Origin of the sequence: Kitasatospora sp. NPDC057904 (genome assembly GCF_042887925.1) — a bacterium.
Lineage (GTDB): Bacteria > Actinomycetota > Actinomycetes > Streptomycetales > Streptomycetaceae > Kitasatospora.
The window spans coordinates 504688-522103 of the sequence record NZ_JBHVOL010000001.1 but is presented as its reverse complement, the minus strand read 5'-3'; the positions used below and the strand labels follow the sequence as shown (position 1 = coordinate 522103).

The following is a 17416-nucleotide window of genomic DNA, read 5'->3' as shown; positions in this document are numbered from 1 at the left end:
GCGGTGCGGTCGCCCGCATCCTGCCACGCGCGGGGGCCGGCGCGCGGGGCGGCACGCCAATCGGCGCGGTCCGGTGCTGCGCGGGCCTTGACCCCGAGTGAGTTAAGGAACTTTACTTTCTCCGCCGGTCGACCTCTCGCCCCCAGGAGGTGCCTGTTGGCCACCACCGATTCCGTTCCTCAACTGTCCAGACGGGTGGGCCTGTTCCAGGCCACCGCCATCAACATGAGCCAGATGTGCGGCATCGGGCCGTTCGTCACCATTCCCCTCATGGTCGCCGCCTTCGGTGGGCCGCAGGCCGTCATCGGGTGGGTCGCCGGGGCCGTCCTGGCGCTCGCGGACGGGCTTGTCTGGGCCGAGCTCGGGGCCTCGCTGCCGGGGTCGGGCGGGACGTACGTGTACCTGCGGGAGGCGTTCCAGTACCGGACCGGGCGGTTGATGCCGTTCCTCTTCGTGTGGACGGCCATGCTGTTCATCCCGCTGATCATGTCGACCGGGGTGCAGGGGCTGGTCCAGTACCTGGGCTACCTGTGGCCGGACATCACGGGCGGTCAGGGCGATCTCGTGGGGGTCGGCGTCGTCGTGCTCGTCGTCCTGCTGCTGTGGCGGCGGGTCGAGAACGTCGGGAGGGTCACCGTCGCCATGTGGGCGGTGATGATCCTCGCCGTCACCGCCGTCGTCCTCGCAGCCTTCACCCACTTCCACCCCTCGCTCGCGTTCACCTGGCCCGCGCACGCGGTGCGACTGACCAGCGGCAGCTTCTGGCTCGGCTTCGCGTCCGGGCTCACGATCGGGATCTACGACTACCTCGGGTACAACACCGCCGCCTACATGGGGGCGGAGATCAAGGACCCGGGCCGGGTGATGCCGCGGGCGATCATCCGCTCCGTCGTCGCGATCATGGGGATCTACCTGCTCCTCCAGATCGGGGTGCTCGGCGTCGTGCCGTGGCAGGACATGCTCGACCCCGCGAACACGGCGTCCCAGTCGGTGGCTTCGGCCGTGCTGGAACGGACGCTCGGCAAGCGCGCGGCGGACGTCGTCACCGTGCTCGTCCTCGTCACCGCGTTCGCCTCCGTCTTCACCGGTCTGCTCGGCGGGTCCCGCGTCCCCTACGACGCCGCGCGGGACGGGCTCTTCTTCCGCTCCTTCGCGCGGCTGCACTCCAAGCACCGGTTCCCGGTGGCCGGCCTGGTGGCGATGGGCGTCATCACCGCCGGGGCCTTCCTCGCCGCGCGGCACGCGGGCGACTCCGCGGCGCACCCGCCGCTGACGGTCCTGATCACGCTGCTCACCACCGTGATGGTGATCATCCAGGCGCTCGCGCAGATCGCGGCCGTGACCGTGCTGCGGCGGCGCCAGCCGGACCTCGCCCGCCCGTACCGGATGCTGCTCTACCCGCTGCCGGGCATCGTGGCCGCCGTCGGCTGGCTGGTCGTCTACGGGTACGCGGACGAGGCCAACCCGGGGCTGCACCCCATCGAGTGGTCGGTCGGGTGGGTCGGTCTCGGCCTCGTCGCGTACCTCGGGTGGTCGCGGGTCGAGGGCGTCTGGCCGTTCGGGCCGAAGGAGATCGAGGAGCGGTACCTGGACGAGCAGCAGGTGCGGGCCGCTTAGGGGGTGTCAGCCCTGTGGCGCGCGGGTGTTCTGGAAGGCGGCGATCCGCCGGGTGTCCCCGTCGTCGTCCTCTTCGCGGCCCCTGTTCCGCCGTCCCGTTCGCGCCAGAGTGCGACATGCACTAACTCGTGGCAAGGCCTCCGACGCCGGCCGGTGTGAAGGTCGGGACGAGGGCCGGGTCGTTGAAGGCGGTGATGCGGGCGACGCGCGCGCCGACCAGGGTCAGCACCTGGACGCCGTACGGTTCGTAGCGGCCGGCGCCGGCGTGGCGGTGGACGACGAAGGCGGGCTGGCCGTTGGCCGTCGTCGGGGTCATCCGCCACAGCGACGGGCGCAGGATGCGGGCGGACAGGAAGCCGAGGACGGCCTCGCGGCCGGTGAACCAGGTCGGCGTCGGGGGCATCTCCATCTCGACGTCGACGCGCAGGAGGTCGACGAGGGCGTCGGGGTCGGCGCGGGTGAAGGCGTCGACGTAGTCGTCGAGGAGGCCGCGGCGCACGCGTTCGTCCGGCTCGGCCAGGTCGTCCGCGACCGGGCCCACCTCGGCCAGGCGGCCCCGGGCGCGGCGCAGCGCGCTGTCGACGGCGGCGGTGGTCGTGTCGAGCATCGCGGCGACCTCGGCGGTGCGGAAGCCGAGGACGTCGCGCAGGGTGAGCACGGCGCGCTGGCGGGCGGAGAGGTACTGGAGGGCGGCGATGAAGGCGAGGCGCACGCCCGTCCGGGCGGCGACGGTCACCGCCGGGTCGCCGGCGCCGAACAGCGCGTCCGGCGCCGGCTGGAGCCACGGGACGGACGGTTCGCGGGGTGCCACGGCCACCCGGTGGTCGTCCGCGGGGGCGCCGAGCCCGGACGGCAGGGGGCGGCGGGAGCGCGTCTCCAGGGCGGTGAGGCAGGCCATGGTGGCGATCTTGTAGAGCCACCGGCGCACCGAGGAACGGCCCTCGAAGCCGTCGAACGCCCGCCACGCCCGCAGGTAGGTGTCCTGGACCAGGTCCTCGGCGTCGTGGACCGACCCGAGGATCCGGTAGCAGTGGGCGAGGAGCTCCGGCCGGAACGGTTCGGCCAGGGCGGTGAACTCGGCGTTCGACGGCATCGCGGGGGGGTCCTTCCGGAACGGCTTTCGGGTGCGGTCTCAGGCGAGCGGGACGAGCCCGGTGCCCTCGACCCGGTACTCGGCAGCGGCGTCGGGGTCGTCGGCGACCTCGGTCACCGCCTTCCCGATCAGCTCCAGCGTGACGATCGGCCCGCGCCCTGCGAGGAAAGTCTCCCGGTCGAGGCCCGCCTGCGCGGCGTATCCGGTGACCCCGGCGTCGCCGACCCCGCCGACCGGGGTCATGTTCGGCAGCAGCGCGACGAACCGGATGCCGAGCCCGGCCCGCTCGGACTCCCCGGCGGCGTAGGAGCGGATGTAGCGGACGGCGGCCTTGGCGCTCGCGTACCCGCCGCTGAGCGGGGAGCCGAAGAGCGCGGCGCCGCTGGACATGGAGACGACGACGCTGCCCGGGGCCAGCGGCTCGCGCAGGGCGGCGCCGGTCCAGGTGAAGACGTGCCGGGTGTCGACCTCCCAGGCGCGGCCGAAGCTCTCCCACGTCTGCTCCTGGACGGGTGCCATGGGCGGCACGGTCCCGGCGTTGAGGACGAGCAGGCCGGGGCGGTGGGTGCGGATCACCTCGGCGGCGAGCGCCTCGTCGGTGGCGTCGCCGGTGAGGGGCGTGAAGCGCTCGCCGAGCTCCTCGCGGACGGCGAGCAGGTCGGCCCCGGTGCGGGCGATGCCGATGACGTGCGTGCCGCGGGCGACGAGCGCCCCGGCGATCGCGCGGCCGAAGCCGCGGCCGGCACCGGTGACGACGGCGGTGGGGATGGTGGTGGGGACGGCGCTGGGGATGGTGTCGGACATCGGGGGCTCCCGGGGAGGGCTGGTGGGACACGGTCGCCAATCAAGACCGGCGGGACCCCGGAAAACCGTCGCGCGTCCGGAAGATTTCTGGCGGACTACACGGCTTGGGGGAAGCGGAACAGTCCGTCCGGGTCGTAGGCGTCCTTCACCTGGCGCAGGCGGGCGAGGTTGCTGCCGTAGTAGGCCTGGGCCCAGTCGGCGAGGGTAGGGTCGGGGTAGTTCTGGTAGGCCTCGCCGCTCGCGTACGGGCGCATGGTCGTCCAGACGTCCTTCAGCCAGGCCTGGGACTGGTCCACGGCGGGTCCCGAACCGGCGCCGGGCGCGGGGTAGTTGGTGATGTACTGGGCCCCGAACAGGGCGTTCCGGTGGACGAAGGCGGTGTCGCCGGGGGCCACCCGGTTCACGGCGCCGCCGAGGGCGTCGAAGGAGACGGAGGCGCTCCCGCCCTGGGGCACGCTCTGCGGGTACCGGTCGACGGCGGCCACGAGCGCCGCGATCCCGGTCGGGTCGATCGGCCGGGTGTAGAAGTCGGACCGGGCCGCGTACGAGCCCCGGGTCAGCCTGCCGTCGGGGTTCTGGCCGGGGAGGCTGCCGGGCAGGTGGGCGGCGGCCTCCGACCAGCCGGCCACGCCGCCCATCTCCTTCATGGTGTCCAGGAACGGCGCCGTGTGGAGTGAGGCGGTGGCCGGGGCGACGGTCAGCCGGTCGATCAGGCCGGCGAGCTCGGACTTCGGGCCGAGGTAGTTGACGGTGCTGGTGAGGCGCTGACGGCCGTCCGGCCAGGTGTCGAGGTGGAGGTTGGCCCAGAGCGGGTCCGGCGCGCTCGCCACCCATGTCTGCCAGGCCGCCACGGCCGGCGCCGCGGACGACCAGGGCCAGGAGAGGAACGCGTACGCGCAGGTCGGCGCCGGGTGGGTGCGGAAGGTGAAGGACGTGACCACGCCGAAGTTGCCGCCGCCACCGCCGCGCAGCGCCCAGAAGAGGTCGGGGTCCGTCGAAGCGTCCACCTGGCGGACCCGCCCGTCGGCCGTCACGATCTGGGCGCCGGTGAGGCTGTCGCAGGTCAGACCGTACGCGCGGCACGTGACGCCGATGCCGCCGCCGAGCGTCAGCCCGGCGACGCCCACGCTCGGGCAGGAGCCCGCCGGGACCGTCACGCCGTCGGCCGCCAGGCCCGCGTACACGTCGATCAGCCGGGCGCCGGCGCCGACCGTCGCCGTGCCGCCGGAACCGGAGACCGCCGCCATCGACCCGACGTCCAGCACCATCCCGCTGCCCGACGACCAGCCCGTGTAGCTGTGCCCGCCGCTGCGCGCCGCGACCGGGAGGGCGTACCGGCGGGCGAAGGCGAGGCAGGTGGCGACGTCCTGGGGGGTGGCGGCGTAGACGATCCCGGCGGGGCGCAGGCCGTCGAACTGCGGCTGGTAGAGGTGGCTCGCGTCGTCATAGCGGCCGTCCTGCGGGCCGATGACGGTCCCACTGAGGTCCTTCGCCAGCGCGGCCCAGTCGGGCGGGCCGACGGGGGTGGGGGTCGGCGACGGCGTGGGGCTGTTCGCGGAGGTCGACGGGTCCGGCGACGGCTCCGGCTTCGGCCCGCCGCACGCGGCGAGCGCCGCCGCCGCGAGGGGCGCGGCGGCGAGCCGCAGGACCTGCCTCCGGCCGGGCCGCTGCGGGGGGTGCGCTGCCGGACGGTCGTGGCTCATGCCCACTCCTCGGGTGTAGGCCACCCACGGCACCGGGTAGTCGGTCGCCGTACCGTGGGCGGGTTGTCAACGCGAAGACTCTGACGGCTGCTCCAGCGGCGCCGCAACAGCGGCCGCGACGGCGGTCGCGACGTCGACCGGGTCACCGACCGGCGCGGTCGGGTAGGCGGACGTCGAGCGCGCCCACGCGTCGTCCAGGGCGAAGAAGTCGACGGGCGCCGGGCGGGTGTGCTGCGTCAACGCGACCTCCAGCGAGGCGAAGAACGCCGCCCAGCGCTTGGCGTAGAGGTCCGCGACCAGGCCGGACCACTCGCGCGCGGCGTACTCGTGCAGGCCGCCGTCCTCGGCCTCGGCCCGGGTGCCGCCCCACGTGGTGAGGATCGAGCGCGCGTCGTACTGGAGTTGGTCGCGTTCGGCGTCGGTGGCTCCCCAGGACGGCACCTGGGCGAGCCACGTGCCCACCATGAAGCGGGCGTCGGTGGCCGCCAGCCGGTCGAGGTCGTCCCCGGCGGCCGTCCAGCGGCTCACCAGCGACCGGAACGCGGCGAGGTCCCCCGCGCCGTAGGCCCCGGCGATCTCCGGGAGCAGCCGGCGGCTCTCGTCCGCGAGCGCCTGCCGGGCGACGTTGACGAGGTCGTACCGGTAGGCGTCGGTGGCGCGCAGCTCCGGCGCCACCGCCAGGAGCTCGGCGAGGGCGCCGCGCACGGTCGCGGGGTCGTAGCGCAGCGCCTTCGGCGACCAGGACGCCGAGGTCGAGGCGGTCAGCGACGGCCGGGCCGTGAACAGCCCGTCCTGCGGCTCGCTCCACCCGTCGGACGGCATGCCGTACGGGCCCTCGCGCAGCTGCGCCCAGGCCGCCGCCGCGTGGGCGTCCGGGCGGCCGTAGCGGGCCGTCGCGTACGCCGTGAACCAGGCCGCCCGGTCGAGTCCGGCGGGCGACCACGCGAGGTCGGCGAAGAGGGCGAGGGCGGCCGGGTCGGTGCCGGTGCCCTCGGGCATGAAGGCGATGCCCTTGAGCGCGCTGCCGGGCCTGGTGAGCCACTGGCGGAAGCGGGTGGTCCAGACGCCCGTGTTGGCACCGAAGGTGGTCTTGCCGCCGAAGTTGGGGATCGTGCCGAACGCGTACGGCGTGCCGCCCCAGTCGGACTCGCGGTCCAGGCCGTCGTAGCGGTCCGAGAGGCCGTCGACGATCAGCATCAGGCTGCGGTCCACGCCCGCCAGCAGGGCCGTGGTGGGGTTGTGCTCCCAGCCGAGGACCGCCCAGACGGCGCCGGGGTGCGCGGCGAGCAGGGCGCGCTGGATCGCGCCGGCCGCGGCGGGTACGTCGACGCCGCCCGCGGTGCCGCCCTCGTGGAGCGGGTCCATCTTGTACATCGCGCTGTCGCCGAACGCGTCGCGCTGCGCGGCGTAGTAGGCGGCGGCGACCTCGGCGAACAGCGGGCCGGTGGGGTCGAGCCAGGAGTCGCGGGCGAACGCCGTCCAGGTGCCCTGCGGCACGACGGCGGCGCCGGGGTTGCGCTCGGCGAAGTCGGTCGGGACGGTGCCGAAGTAGCCCGGCAGCACCGGCGTCATGCCGAGCGCCCGCAGGTGGTCGCAGACCCGGCGGCCGACGGCGGCGCGGGCGGCGACCAGCTGCTCGGAGACCGGGCCGCCGAAGCCGGACATGTTCTGCAGGAGCCACCACGGCTGGTGTGCGGGCGCCGGGATCCAGGCGCGCAGGTCGTCGGCGGAGTAGCCGAAGCCCTGGAGCGCCCGCAGGTACGGCGCCTCGGCGCCGACGGTGACCAGGACCTCGTTGAAGCCGTGCAGCGCGAGGACGTCGACCTCGTGCTGGTAGTCGGCGAAGCTCCGGTAGGGGCCGGAGTAGCCGTTGTCGGTGTCGTTGAGCGCGTAGCGGTGCGGGACGACGGCGGAGTCGGTGTGCGGGGTGGGCACCGGCGGCAGCGTGGCCGGGAGCGCCGCGGTGCTGTCGCCGGGCAGGCCGATGTCGGCGTGGGCGACGTTGCGCAGGTACCAGCCGACGCCGGTCAGCAGCGTGGCGGGCGAGGTGCCCCGCACCCGGATCGCGCCGGGCGCGCCGGAGACGGTGAACGCGTCGACGCCGGGCGCGGCCTGCGCCTCGGGGACGAGGCTGATCTGCGCGGCGTGGGCCGGCAGCAGCCGGGTGAGGGCGGCGACGGCGGGCGCGGGGTCGAAGGGGGCTGATGCGCGCACAGGGTCGGAAGGAGCCGATGCGCGCGCGGCGGGTGCCGGGACGAGTACCAGGGCGGCGCACACGCAGAGCAGGGGGAGCAGCACGGGGACGGCGCGGCGGTCGGAGCGTGCGATCAGCGGCATGCGACCGACGGTCGCACCTCCCTGCGGCGCGGTGCCCCCGGCTCGCGGGCCCTCACCCGGATGAGCGCGGGGGCTTGTGCACGGGCACGCGCAGCAGGAAGCGCGTGCCGCCGCGGGTGCTCGGGTCGATGGTGAGGGAGCCGCCGTGGGCGTGGGCCACCCAGGCGGCGATGGACAGGCCGAGGCCGCTCGAACCACCGCCGCTGTGGAAGCGCTCGAACAGGGAGGCCGCCCGCTCGGGCGGGATGCCCGGGCCCGCGTCGTCGACGGCGACGGTGCCGTCCGCGGTGACGGTGACCTCGACGTCGGCCGGCTGGCCCGGCCGGTGCCCGTGGGCGAGCGCGTTGCCGAGCAGGTTCGCGATGGCACGGCGCAGCAGCCCGGCGTCGGCGAGGACGATCACGGGCTCCGCGCGGACGGCGACGCGGTGCCCGTCGGCCGGGGTGTCGGCGACGACGGCGTCGACGAGCTGGTCGAGCCGCAGCGGTTCCCGGTCGAGCGGGACGGCGCCGGCCATCAGCCGGGCGCGGGTCAGCAGGTCGTCGACGAGCTCGCTCATCCGGGTGGACTGGCGCAGCGTGCGGCGCAGGATCTCGGTGGTGTCGGCCTCGCCGCGCAGGCCGGTCTCGGCGAGGACGCGGACGGAGGCGACGGGGGTGCGCAGGTCGTGGGCGGCGTCGGCGAGGAACGCCTCCTGCTGGTCGAGCGCGTCCAGGGCGGGGCGCACGGCCCGGCCGGCGAGCCAGTGGCCGGCGAGGGCGGAGAGGGCGACGAGGACGGCGCAGGCGGCGGTGAGGAGCAGGGCGAGGCGGTCGTGGTCGGCCAGGTTGCCGGAGATGTCGACGGCGGCGACGGCCACGGGGTCCGTGGTGTCCTGGTTCGGGCCGGTGAACGGCTGGGCGGAGAGCCGGAGTTGGTGGCCGTTCGGCGCGGTGGTGGTGAGCCGGACGACGTCGCCCTCGCGCGCGGCGTCGTCGGCGGCCGCCTGGTAGGCGTCCGCGGGGACGGTCAGGCAGGCGCGGTGCGGGCGGGCGGCGACGGTCATCTGCTCGGCGGTGCCGGTGAAGAGCGTCACCGGCGGGCAGTCGTAGCCGCCCTCCTTGGGGTCCGGGTACTCCAGGGCGCCCTGCTCGTCGTAGTGCAGGTCGGCGGCGAACTCGCTGGTCCGCAGCTTCAGGTCGGAGTCGACCTGGGAGCGCCAGGCGTCGTCGTCCGCGTGCACGGCGACGACCGCCATGCCGACCAGGGCGAGGGCGCTGACCAGGGCGAAGAGCAGGGCGATGCGGCGGCGCAGGCGGCGGATCCGGCCGGCCGGGGTGGGCGGGACGTCCTTCTTGAGTGCTTTCCAGCCCGTGGTCCGCCCGCGTGCGGCTTTCACGCGTGCGGCTTTCACGCGTGCGACTCCAGCCGGTAGCCGACGCCGCGCACGGTGTGGATCAGGGCCGGTTCGCCGAGCTTGCGGCGCAGCTGGGAGACGAGCACCTCGACGACGTTGGAGTTGGGTTCGGTCAGCTCGTCCCAGCAGCGCTCGATGAGCTCGGCGCGGCGCACCGCCTGGCCCGGGCGGGCGGCGAGCGTCTCCAGGACGGCGAACTCCTTGATCGTGAGGGTCAGCCGGACGCCGTCGCGGTGCACGGTGCGGCGGGCGGTGTCGATCTCCAGGCCGTCGAGGCGCACCACGGGCGGGCGGGCGACGGTGGTGCGGCGGCACAGGTTGTGCACCCGGGCGACCAGTTCGGGAACGGCGAAGGGCTTGACCAGGTAGTCGTCGCCGCCGGTGGCGAAGCCCTCGACCCGGTCGGCGACGGTGTCGCGGGCGGTGAGGAACAGCACCGGGACGGTCCGGCCGTCCGCGCGCATCCGGCGCACGTAGTCGGCGGAGTCGCCGGAGGGCAGCATGCGGTCGAGGACGACGCAGTCGTAGCCGGTGACGAACAGCGCCTCGTCGGCGGCCGGGAGGTCCCCGGCCTCGTCGACCGCCAGCCCGCCGCCCCGCAGGGCCGCGGCCACGGCGAACCGCAGGTCCTCGTCGTCCTCGACCACCAATATGCGCATGCCGGCCAGGATATCCACGGCCCGGGGAGGGGCCGTCGGCGGTCCTGCGGGCACGAACGCGCCTCCGGGGAGGGTCGAGGGGCGGCGCGCCTCCGCGTCCGTGGGGGACCGGGAGGCGCGCCGTCTGCGGAGGATCATGACAGCGGGAACCTGAGGAACTCATGAGCCCGGTGGTGGCCGGTCGGCCCGGGCCGTCCCGCCGGTGTCGTCCAGCGGTCCATGCCGCCGCGGCAGAAGCGCATCGCGAGCCGGTGGTGCCCGGCGGAGGCGGCGTGTTCGCACACCACGTGGAGCGGCCGCACGTCCGCGCTCGCGATCTCCCGCGCGGCGGTTCCGGCGCCGACCACCGCCGCCAGCGCGACCGCCGACCACCCGGCCCGGCGCAGGAGCCCCCCGGCCCGCGCCGAGCCGCGTATGGATTCCGACATCGACTGCTCCGTCCGCCTACCGTCCGACTACGGAACAGAGTGTTGCGGGGGGTACCTGAGGATTCGCTGAAGCGGGGAGCCGCAACCGACGGTGTGGCGTGCGGCGTGCGTCGCACGCAGCACGCAGCACGCAGCACGCAGCACCACGGGCGTCCGGGCGGGTCATCCGTCGCGCGTCGACTCTCTCATCTGACGTAGTTTCGGCTCTCCCTCGTGCACACTCCCTTCACACCGGCCGGTCGGACCCGCGAGGCTTCCGCTCGGACTGCCACCGGGCCGCGCGACCGCGCGGCCCGTCGCATGGGGAGGACCGACATCGTGCCCAACAGGCAACGTCGACGGCTGCTGCTTCCGGCCGTCACCCTGACCGCCCTCGGACTGACCACCACCCAGGCGCTCGCCGCCTCCGAGCCGCCCAGGCCCCGCCCGCACCAGGCGCAGCACCTTCAGGAGATCGGGCAGCAGCACGCGAGAAAGGTCCAGGAGGGCCGCGGCGCGGCCGGGCCCGCGTTCTCGGCGAAGGCCGACCGGGGCGGGGACGACGGCGGCGCGGACGAGGCCGAGAACGCGGCCGAGGGCACCGCGCAGTACACCGAGGCCCGCACGGCCCCCGGCGTCGTCGCCCCCGGCGCGTACGGCGCGGCCTGGGCGCAGCTGAAGTCGATGCCGAGCGCCGGCGGCCGCTGGGAGCAGGTGACGAGCAAGCCGTACAACGCGGACGACCCGCGCTACCGCGACGTCAACTCCAACTCCAGCGGCGGCGCGGGCTTCGTCACCGGCCGGATCACCGGCATCGCGGCGGACGACGACGGGTACGTGTACGCGGGCGGTGCGAACGGCGGCGTGTTCCGCTCCCGGACCGGCGGCGGGCAGTGGCAGTCGATCTCGGAGAAGCTGCCGTCGCTGTCCACCGGCACGCTGGACCTGGACGGCACCGGGCGGCTCTGGTACGCGACCGGTGAGTCGAACACGGGCGCGGTCTCCTACGTCGGCACCGGCGTCTACGTGCTCGCCGACCCCAAGCGCGGCCAGTTCCAGCCCGGGAACCGGGTCGGCGGGGCGGAGTTGGAGTCGACGACGATCCACGCGCTGCGCTTCGCGGGCGACAAGGTGTGGGCGGCCACCAGCCGGGGTGTGTGGAGCCACTCGACGACGGACCTCTCGGGCCCGTGGACGCAGGAGTTCGTGCCCAACCCCGAGTACCTGCCCGGGGGTTCGAAGGCGGGCGACCCGAGTGCGCCGTACAAGAACATCGCCAACGACATCGCGATCGACCCCAAGGATCCGTCCAAGGTGGTCCTGGCCGTCGGCTGGCGCGGCGGCGACACGTACAACGGCTTCTACAGCAAGGCCGCGGACGGGAGTTGGCAGCGCGTCGCGTCACTGGGCGACCTGCCGACGGACGCGGCGAACGTCGGCAACGTGACCTTCGCGCGCTCGGCGGACGGCTCGCGCTACTACGCGATCGACCAGTCGCCGGACCTCACCGCGCACAACCCGGACTCCGGACTGAAGGGCATCTACGTCTCCAAGTCCGGTTCACCGTCCGGTCCGTGGACGCTCATCGCGGACAAGGACAAGATCAAGAACTCGGGCTCCGCCCTCCAGGGCGCCGGCTACCAGCCGGGCATCCAGTCCTGGTACAACCAGTTCCTCCAGGTCGACCCGGCCAACCCCGACCACGTCTACGCCGGTCTGGAGGAGGTGCTGGAGACCAAGAACGGCGGTGCCTCCTGGATCGTCCCCGGCCCCTACTGGAACTTCCCGTTCCCCTGCTGGAGCATCGACCCGACGAAGCAGACCGGCGACTGCTCGCCGACCACCCACTCCGACCAGCACGCCGTCGCCATCGGCACCTACCACGGCAAGGCGAGCGTGTACGTCGGCAACGACGGCGGCATCTACACCCGCCCGGTCAACGGCGCCGTCGACTCCGGCGGGCACGCCAAGGACTGGAAGTCCCTCGCCGACGGCACCATCGACACCCTGCAGTACTACTCGGTGGGCGTGGGCAAGGACCTCTCGGACCGCTCCGGGCGGGGCGTCAGCGTCAGCGGCGGCCTCCAGGACAACGGCGAATCGATCCTGCGCGCCCACGACAAGGTGATGGGCTCCAACTTCGGCGGCGACGGCGGCGACACGCTGGTCGACCCGGGCAACGGGTGCAACATCGCCCAGGAATACGTCTACATGGACGTATGGGTCACCCAGAACTGCGCCGTCAACGACGGCTCCGGCAACTCCGACCCCAGCAAGGCCACGTCCTACGAGGTCGCCCCGCCCGACAAGGCCACCAACTCCGCCCGCTTCATCGCCCCGCTCGCCGCCGACCCCAAGGACGTCAACACCTGGATCGCCGGCGGCCGGCACATCTGGGTGCAGCACAAGGGCTACGCGATCCGCAGCGGCAGCGAGTGGACCAGCGCCTACGACCTCGGTGCCGGGCACTTCGCCACCGCCGTCTCGACCGTCAACGGCACCGTGTACGCGGGGTGGTGCGGGCCCTGCAACAACCAGGGCTTCACGCGCGGCATCGCGGTGGGGAACACGGACGGGACGGGCTGGCACCAGCTCAACCTGCCGGTCGACGGCACCCTGCCCAACCGGTACATCTCGTCGTTCGCCGTGGACGAGAACGACGCGCAGCACGTGTTCGTCGCCATGAACGGCTTCTCGCGGTCCTGGACCGAGGGGCCCGGCGCCGGCATCGGGCACGTCTTCGAGTCCCGGGACGGCGGCGTCACCTGGACCGACATCTCGGCCAACCTGCCCGACGTGCCCGCGGACTCGGTGAAGATCCTGCCCAACGGCGGCCTCGCCCTCGGGACCGACCTCGCGGCGTTCTACCGGGCGCCGGGCGCCACGGACTGGAAGGTCCTCGGCCGCAACCTGCCGACGACGTCCGTGCAGCAGCTGAAGACCGGCCCGGACGGCAAGCTGTACGCGGCCACCTTCGGGCGCGGCATCTGGGCCGTCGACCTGCGGCGCTTCGACTACAGGGACGTGGTCGGCGACGTGGCCGGGGACCAGGAGGACTGAGCGTTCCACTGAGGCCCGGCCCGCCGAACGTCGGCGGGCCGGGCACCGGCGTTGCGGAACCGGTGTTGCGGAACCGGCGTTGCGGAACCGGCGTTGCGGAACCGGTTCGGGGGCCGCACCGTCCAAGCGGCGACCCCCGACGATCAGGAGACCCCGCCCCGTGAAGCGACCCGCCGCCACCATCGCCGCCGGCACCCTGCTCCTCGCGCTGGCCACCGCCGCGTGCAACTCCACGGCCGCGCCGCCGACTCCGTCGCCGACACCGGCCGTCACGGGCACGCCGTCCACGCCGTCCACGGCGCCGAGCCCGTCCACGGCGTCGAGCCCGTCCAGCTCGCCTGCTGCGCCGACGCCCACCGCCACGGGACGGCCCACGACGATGCCGACCGCCCCGAGCACGGCCGTGACCACCCCGCCGCCCATGCGCCCGACGCCCGCCCCGACCTTCTCCCTCGGCCCCGACAACCCCACCGACCTCCCGCACCGCCCGGTCCCGGCGGGGTAGCGCGAGTTCGCGCTTCCCAGGTGTGCGCCCCCTGCGGACAGGGCGCGCGCCGGGGTCCCCCATTCGAGCGATCGTCCGTATGCCTGATGAACAGTACGCTCGCGCACACCCGCTGCCGCCAGGGCATCATGCGAGCACGAACTCGATTGCCTCGTGGCGCGGGACGCACCCGAACCCCAGAAACGAGGTACTGCTGGTGGCACTGACAGCCGCAACGGTCACGGCCGAACTCGAGGCAGCGAGCACGGTCGGCGACCCGGAGGCCGACGCCCTGGTCTCGGAGCTGATCGAGAAGAGGGAGATCGACGGGGTCAACGCCCTCTTCCGCACCGTGGGCACCCTCAAGCCCGGGCAGGACCTCACCCGACTGCCCGACCGGCTGGCCGACTTCCTGCGCGAGGCGGCGGCGCCGCCGCCGGACTGGAGCGAGGCCGACGTCAAGGCCGCCGAGGGCTTCTTCGCCCACCACCACGGCGAGGCGTCCATGCTGCAGGGCACCGTCGGCCTCATCGGCACCTACCTCTCCCCGACCGGCGCGTTCACCCTGCGCTCGACCGGCCGCCTGGGCGGCGTGGAAGGGCCCGGCCGACGGCTCTCGCAGTCCAGCCGGCTGTTCATCGACATGGGCGACAAGGACGCCCTGCGCAACGGCACCCTGGCCGCGAACGTCACCAAGGTGCGCCTGGTCCACGCCTCGGTGCGGCAGTTGCACAAGAAGAGCGGGGAGTGGGACTACGCGAAGTGGGGCGAGCCGGTCTCGCAGAAGTACACGACCGGCGCCGCCTGCGTCTTCAGCACCCAGATCCTGCAGGCCATGCGGAACCTCGGGATCGACGTGTCGAAGGACGACGCCCGCGGCTTCGTCTGCGCCTGGCACTACGTCAACCACTACCTCGGCACCCCGGAGAGGTGGCAGCTGCCCAAGGACGCCGATGAGCTCGAACGGCTGTGGAACCAGGAACGCGACCGGGAATGGCGGAAGTCGGAGGACGGCGTCTTCATGACCGCCCAGGCCGTCAGGTTCTACCGGGACTTCCTCAAGCCGGGAATGAGCGACGCCTACCTCGCCCTCTCCCGCGTCGCCCTCACCGACAAGTACGCCGACATGGCCGGCCTGGACCGGACGCCGCTGTCGGAGGCGGGCAAGGTCGCGGCCGCCGGCCACGGCATCGTCAGCGGCATCGGTGGCGGCCTGCTCGGCGGCGCCGCGAAGCAGGTCACGGGCGTCAACCCGTACAAGGACATCCTCGGAGCCGTGTCCGAGGCGTTCAGCAAGGTCGAGCGGTACGCCCTCACCCACGACCAGGACGACCAGCCGCAGATGCACCAGGACCTCCACGACAACCGCTGACGCCCCAGCCCTTCGGGCCCCGCCCGCTCAGGGCCGGGCCCGACGGCCGGCTTCCTCCAGGGCGTCAGAGGGACCTTGTCGGTGGTCCCACCCGTCACCGCTGCCCTTCCAGCGGTCGCCGGCGAAGTAGACGAGGGCGGCTTCGAGGTCGAGGGGGAGGGCGCTGGTCGGGCCGAGGTCCCAGATGCGGGCCCAGCCTTTCGAGTCAGTGAGGGCCTTCGGGACAATCAGGCCCTCTTTGAGCTCCAAGGCGACGTGGTACTGGTTCGGCAGGACGTCGCCGTCGGTCCCGTGAACCCGCACCGCAGTCACGTCCTCCCACCGCACTCGAAGTTTGCGGCCCCGGTTGATCTCGACCGTCTCGGCGTCGATCCGGAGCCTCGTGGCCACGGCCCACAGGGCGACCGCCATCAGGACGAGCGTGACCGTCACCCCCACGAACTGGAACTGGTGCCTGCGGAACAGGTCCCAGCTCTGCTGCCAGTCCGCTCTCGGGCCGTCGTGTGCAGTGAGCGGCGAGGCGACGGCGAGGTACGCGAGGACCGGCATGGCGAGGTCGAGGGCGAGGAACCACACGGTGCGGACGGTGTGGGCGCTGCTGCGCATGAGGACGGTGCGCGGTGTCCACGCCTCGGCCGCGGACCGGTCGGCGTCCGCTCCGGCGAGGCGCCGGCGCAGTTCGGTGTGCCGGTACTGGTGGACGCCGCCGACCTGGCGCAGCAGGCCCAGTCCGTGTGCGTCCTCCAGGAAACCCATCACGTCCCACGGAAGGCGCCCGAACAGCCACAGTTCGACCCGCGTGGCGGTCCAGCGCCCCCATCGGCTCATCGCGACGAGGGCCAGGGCCGAGCAGGACCAGGCGGTGAGGAAGGACACGGTGGGGATGAGGGGACTGTCGTGGGTCTGCGAGAAGACCGCCATCGAGAGCCCGGCGATGGCGGGTGCGACGACCGCCGCCTCGATCAGGGCGATCCGCCGTTCGTCGGCGAGCAGCATCCTGGGCTTCGTGGCCGTGTCGTACTCGGCCCGCCGCGTGAGGAGGAGGCCCGACAGCGTGGGCAGGGCGACGGTGGGCACGACCGCGGGGACGCCGCCCGGAACGACCGTTGCCGCACCGACGAGGCTTGCGGCGAGCAGGGCCATGATGACCTGGATCCTGGGTGCGGCCGGCCGGCGGGGGCGGCCGTCGAGGCCGGGGAACAGGTGCCGGGCGGTGGTGCGTCCGAGGACCGTGGAGATGGTGGCCAACTCGGCGACGAGGTCGATCGCTTCGGTGGTGGTGCCGGGCCACAGGAGCCGGTCGAGGGAGAGGAGCGCCAGGACGGCCGTGAGGACGATGCCGCCCCATGCGAGCGGATGCGTGACCACGCCGCGCAGCTGCCACCACGCGATGTCCTGTGTCCGGCGGCGGATCAACTGCCGGGCCAGGAAGTCGTGGTACGTCCGGGCGTCCTTCACACCGCACCGGCGGACGGGCTTGGATTTGGAGGCGGATGCCGGGGCCCGCGAGTAAACGGCGGGGATCAACTCGTCGAGGAGGTGGCCTTCGACGTCCGCGCGTGTCGGAAACCTTGCGGAGTCGAGGAGTGCGCGAGGATCTCGGGCCCCGCTCGCGTAGACCTTCGTCGCGAGCCAGAGCATCAGGGGTGAGGAGAAGGCCGCCGCGACGGGTCCGTCAGGACTTCGTGTGATCTGCTCGAAGACTTCTTCCCACTGGGGAAGTTGGTCCTCACGGCATTTCCCGGTGAGATAGTGCCGTCCGGCTTCCGGGGACATCGGACAGGCCTGGATCACCGGGATGTGCCGGAGTTCGGAGTCCGGGGGAATCTTCTCGATCGCTTCCGGCCGCGACAGCAGGACCAGGGGCACCTTGGTGTTCGCGCGCCAGCCGTCGATTCCGAGGACGACCTCCTGGCCGGAGAGGGACATGAGCTCATCGAGGCCGTCCAGGATGGGGATGACTCTCTTCCCGGTGACCAACGACTGCACCTCGTGATTCCATGCAGGGCGCGCCGCGGCCCGGTAGTCCTGCTGGATGCGCTCGATGACCCAGTCCTGAAGGTTCTTCTTGGGCGTCCAGCCCGAGAGCGACAGCAGGACGGGAACGGGATCCCCCGACTTCCGGTGGTGCAGCAGGTCGAGGACGAGGAGCACTGCCAGGGACGACTTCCCCGCTCCGGCGGGTCCGGTGATGACCAGCCGGGCGGGGTCGAGCGTCCGGATCCGGGAGAGTGCCTCATCAGTGTCGATCGACTCTTCGAGGGCGCCGAGTTGCCGTGCGTCCCAGCGAACCGGCATGCGTACGGAACCGGTCAACCGGCGGGCGTTGGCCTCGTCTTCCCATTGGACGAGCACGTGTCTGGCCAGTTCGTCCTCGGCGGGCGAAGGGGGCGCGTAGTTGTTGACGGTGTGCGCCTGGATCACATTCCCCGTGACCTGTCCGTCAAGGTTGTTGTGTACCGAGTCAGTCACGCCGTCATGATG

At 73.2% G+C, this 17416-nt stretch carries 12 protein-coding genes; 4 read left to right on the top strand and 8 right to left on the bottom strand.

Translation table 11 applies throughout. The annotated features are described in order from the left end of the window. Nucleotides 1–156: 156 nt before the first annotated feature. Entirely contained in the window at nucleotides 157–1617 is a 1461-nt protein-coding gene (locus ACFVSN_RS02520; protein ID WP_387601114.1) for an APC family permease, read from the top strand. Between the two features lie 121 nt (nucleotides 1618–1738). Here the strand turns inward: ACFVSN_RS02520 and ACFVSN_RS02515 are convergent, their stop codons facing one another. The 7 genes from ACFVSN_RS02515 to ACFVSN_RS02485 all read right to left on the bottom strand — a co-directional run bounded on the left by ACFVSN_RS02515 (nucleotide 1739) and on the right by ACFVSN_RS02485 (nucleotide 10037). Next, the gene (locus ACFVSN_RS02515; RefSeq protein WP_380435231.1) at nucleotides 1739–2710 is read right to left on the bottom strand and encodes a sigma-70 family RNA polymerase sigma factor; all 972 of its coding nucleotides are present in this window, start codon (nucleotides 2708–2710) and stop codon (nucleotides 1739–1741) included. A gap of 39 nt (nucleotides 2711–2749) precedes the next feature. Beyond that, nucleotides 2750–3514 carry an SDR family oxidoreductase gene (locus ACFVSN_RS02510; RefSeq protein WP_387601110.1) on the bottom strand — a complete coding sequence of 255 codons (765 nt, stop codon included), beginning with the start codon at nucleotides 3512–3514 and terminating at the stop codon, nucleotides 2750–2752. Between the two features lie 95 nt (nucleotides 3515–3609). Beyond that, entirely contained in the window at nucleotides 3610–5217 is a 1608-nt protein-coding gene (locus tag ACFVSN_RS02505) for an FAD-binding oxidoreductase (RefSeq protein WP_387601107.1), read from the bottom strand. A 66-nt stretch (nucleotides 5218–5283) separates the two neighbouring features. Continuing rightward, nucleotides 5284–7554, bottom strand: a complete 2271-nt coding sequence (locus tag ACFVSN_RS02500) for an alpha-N-acetylglucosaminidase (RefSeq protein WP_387601104.1) — start codon at nucleotides 7552–7554, stop codon at nucleotides 5284–5286. A gap of 52 nt (nucleotides 7555–7606) precedes the next feature. Then, nucleotides 7607–8932, bottom strand: coding sequence for a sensor histidine kinase (locus tag ACFVSN_RS02495; RefSeq protein ID WP_387953594.1), 1326 nt, complete (start codon nucleotides 8930–8932; stop codon nucleotides 7607–7609). Nucleotides 8933–8943: 11 nt separating this feature from the next. Beyond that, on the bottom strand, nucleotides 8944–9609 hold the full coding sequence (locus ACFVSN_RS02490; protein WP_380435226.1) for a response regulator transcription factor: 666 nt from the start codon (nucleotides 9607–9609) through the stop codon (nucleotides 8944–8946). Nucleotides 9610–9743: 134 nt separating this feature from the next. Then, entirely contained in the window at nucleotides 9744–10037 is a 294-nt protein-coding gene (locus ACFVSN_RS02485) for a hypothetical protein (RefSeq protein ID WP_380435225.1), read from the bottom strand. A 300-nt stretch (nucleotides 10038–10337) separates the two neighbouring features. On the opposite strand from ACFVSN_RS02485, the gene ACFVSN_RS02480 reads away from it, so the two are divergent. The 3 genes from ACFVSN_RS02480 to ACFVSN_RS02470 all read left to right on the top strand — a co-directional run bounded on the left by ACFVSN_RS02480 (nucleotide 10338) and on the right by ACFVSN_RS02470 (nucleotide 14932). Continuing rightward, nucleotides 10338–13076 (top strand): glycosyl hydrolase, encoded by a 2739-nt coding sequence (locus tag ACFVSN_RS02480; RefSeq protein WP_387601096.1) that lies wholly within the window; start codon nucleotides 10338–10340, stop codon nucleotides 13074–13076. A 160-nt stretch (nucleotides 13077–13236) separates the two neighbouring features. After that, nucleotides 13237–13581 carry a hypothetical protein gene (locus tag ACFVSN_RS02475; protein WP_387601094.1) on the top strand — a complete coding sequence of 115 codons (345 nt, stop codon included), beginning with the start codon at nucleotides 13237–13239 and terminating at the stop codon, nucleotides 13579–13581. A 196-nt stretch (nucleotides 13582–13777) separates the two neighbouring features. After that, the gene (locus ACFVSN_RS02470) at nucleotides 13778–14932 is read left to right on the top strand and encodes an oxygenase MpaB family protein (RefSeq protein ID WP_387601091.1); all 1155 of its coding nucleotides are present in this window, start codon (nucleotides 13778–13780) and stop codon (nucleotides 14930–14932) included. Between the two features lie 27 nt (nucleotides 14933–14959). On the opposite strand, the gene ACFVSN_RS02465 is transcribed toward ACFVSN_RS02470, so the two are convergent. Continuing rightward, on the bottom strand, nucleotides 14960–17404 hold the full coding sequence (locus tag ACFVSN_RS02465) for an NACHT domain-containing protein (RefSeq protein ID WP_387601088.1): 2445 nt from the start codon (nucleotides 17402–17404) through the stop codon (nucleotides 14960–14962). Nucleotides 17405–17416: the final 12 nt, after the last annotated feature.

What these genes read in the sequence shown, in the direction of transcription:
- ACFVSN_RS02500 (WP_387601104.1), bottom strand. Translation starts at nt 7,554, where the DNA reads ATGCCGCTGATCGCACGCTCCGACCGCCGCGCCGTCCCCGTGCTGCTC.
- ACFVSN_RS02480 (WP_387601096.1), top strand. Translation starts at nt 10,338, where the DNA reads ATGGGGAGGACCGACATCGTGCCCAACAGGCAACGTCGACGGCTGCTG.
- ACFVSN_RS02515 (WP_380435231.1), bottom strand. Translation starts at nt 2,710, where the DNA reads ATGCCGTCGAACGCCGAGTTCACCGCCCTGGCCGAACCGTTCCGGCCG.
- ACFVSN_RS02510 (WP_387601110.1), bottom strand. Translation starts at nt 3,514, where the DNA reads ATGTCCGACACCATCCCCAGCGCCGTCCCCACCACCATCCCCACCGCC.
- ACFVSN_RS02490 (WP_380435226.1), bottom strand. Translation starts at nt 9,609, where the DNA reads ATGCGCATATTGGTGGTCGAGGACGACGAGGACCTGCGGTTCGCCGTG.
- ACFVSN_RS02505 (WP_387601107.1), bottom strand. Translation starts at nt 5,217, where the DNA reads ATGAGCCACGACCGTCCGGCAGCGCACCCCCCGCAGCGGCCCGGCCGG.
- ACFVSN_RS02485 (WP_380435225.1), bottom strand. Translation starts at nt 10,037, where the DNA reads ATGTCGGAATCCATACGCGGCTCGGCGCGGGCCGGGGGGCTCCTGCGC.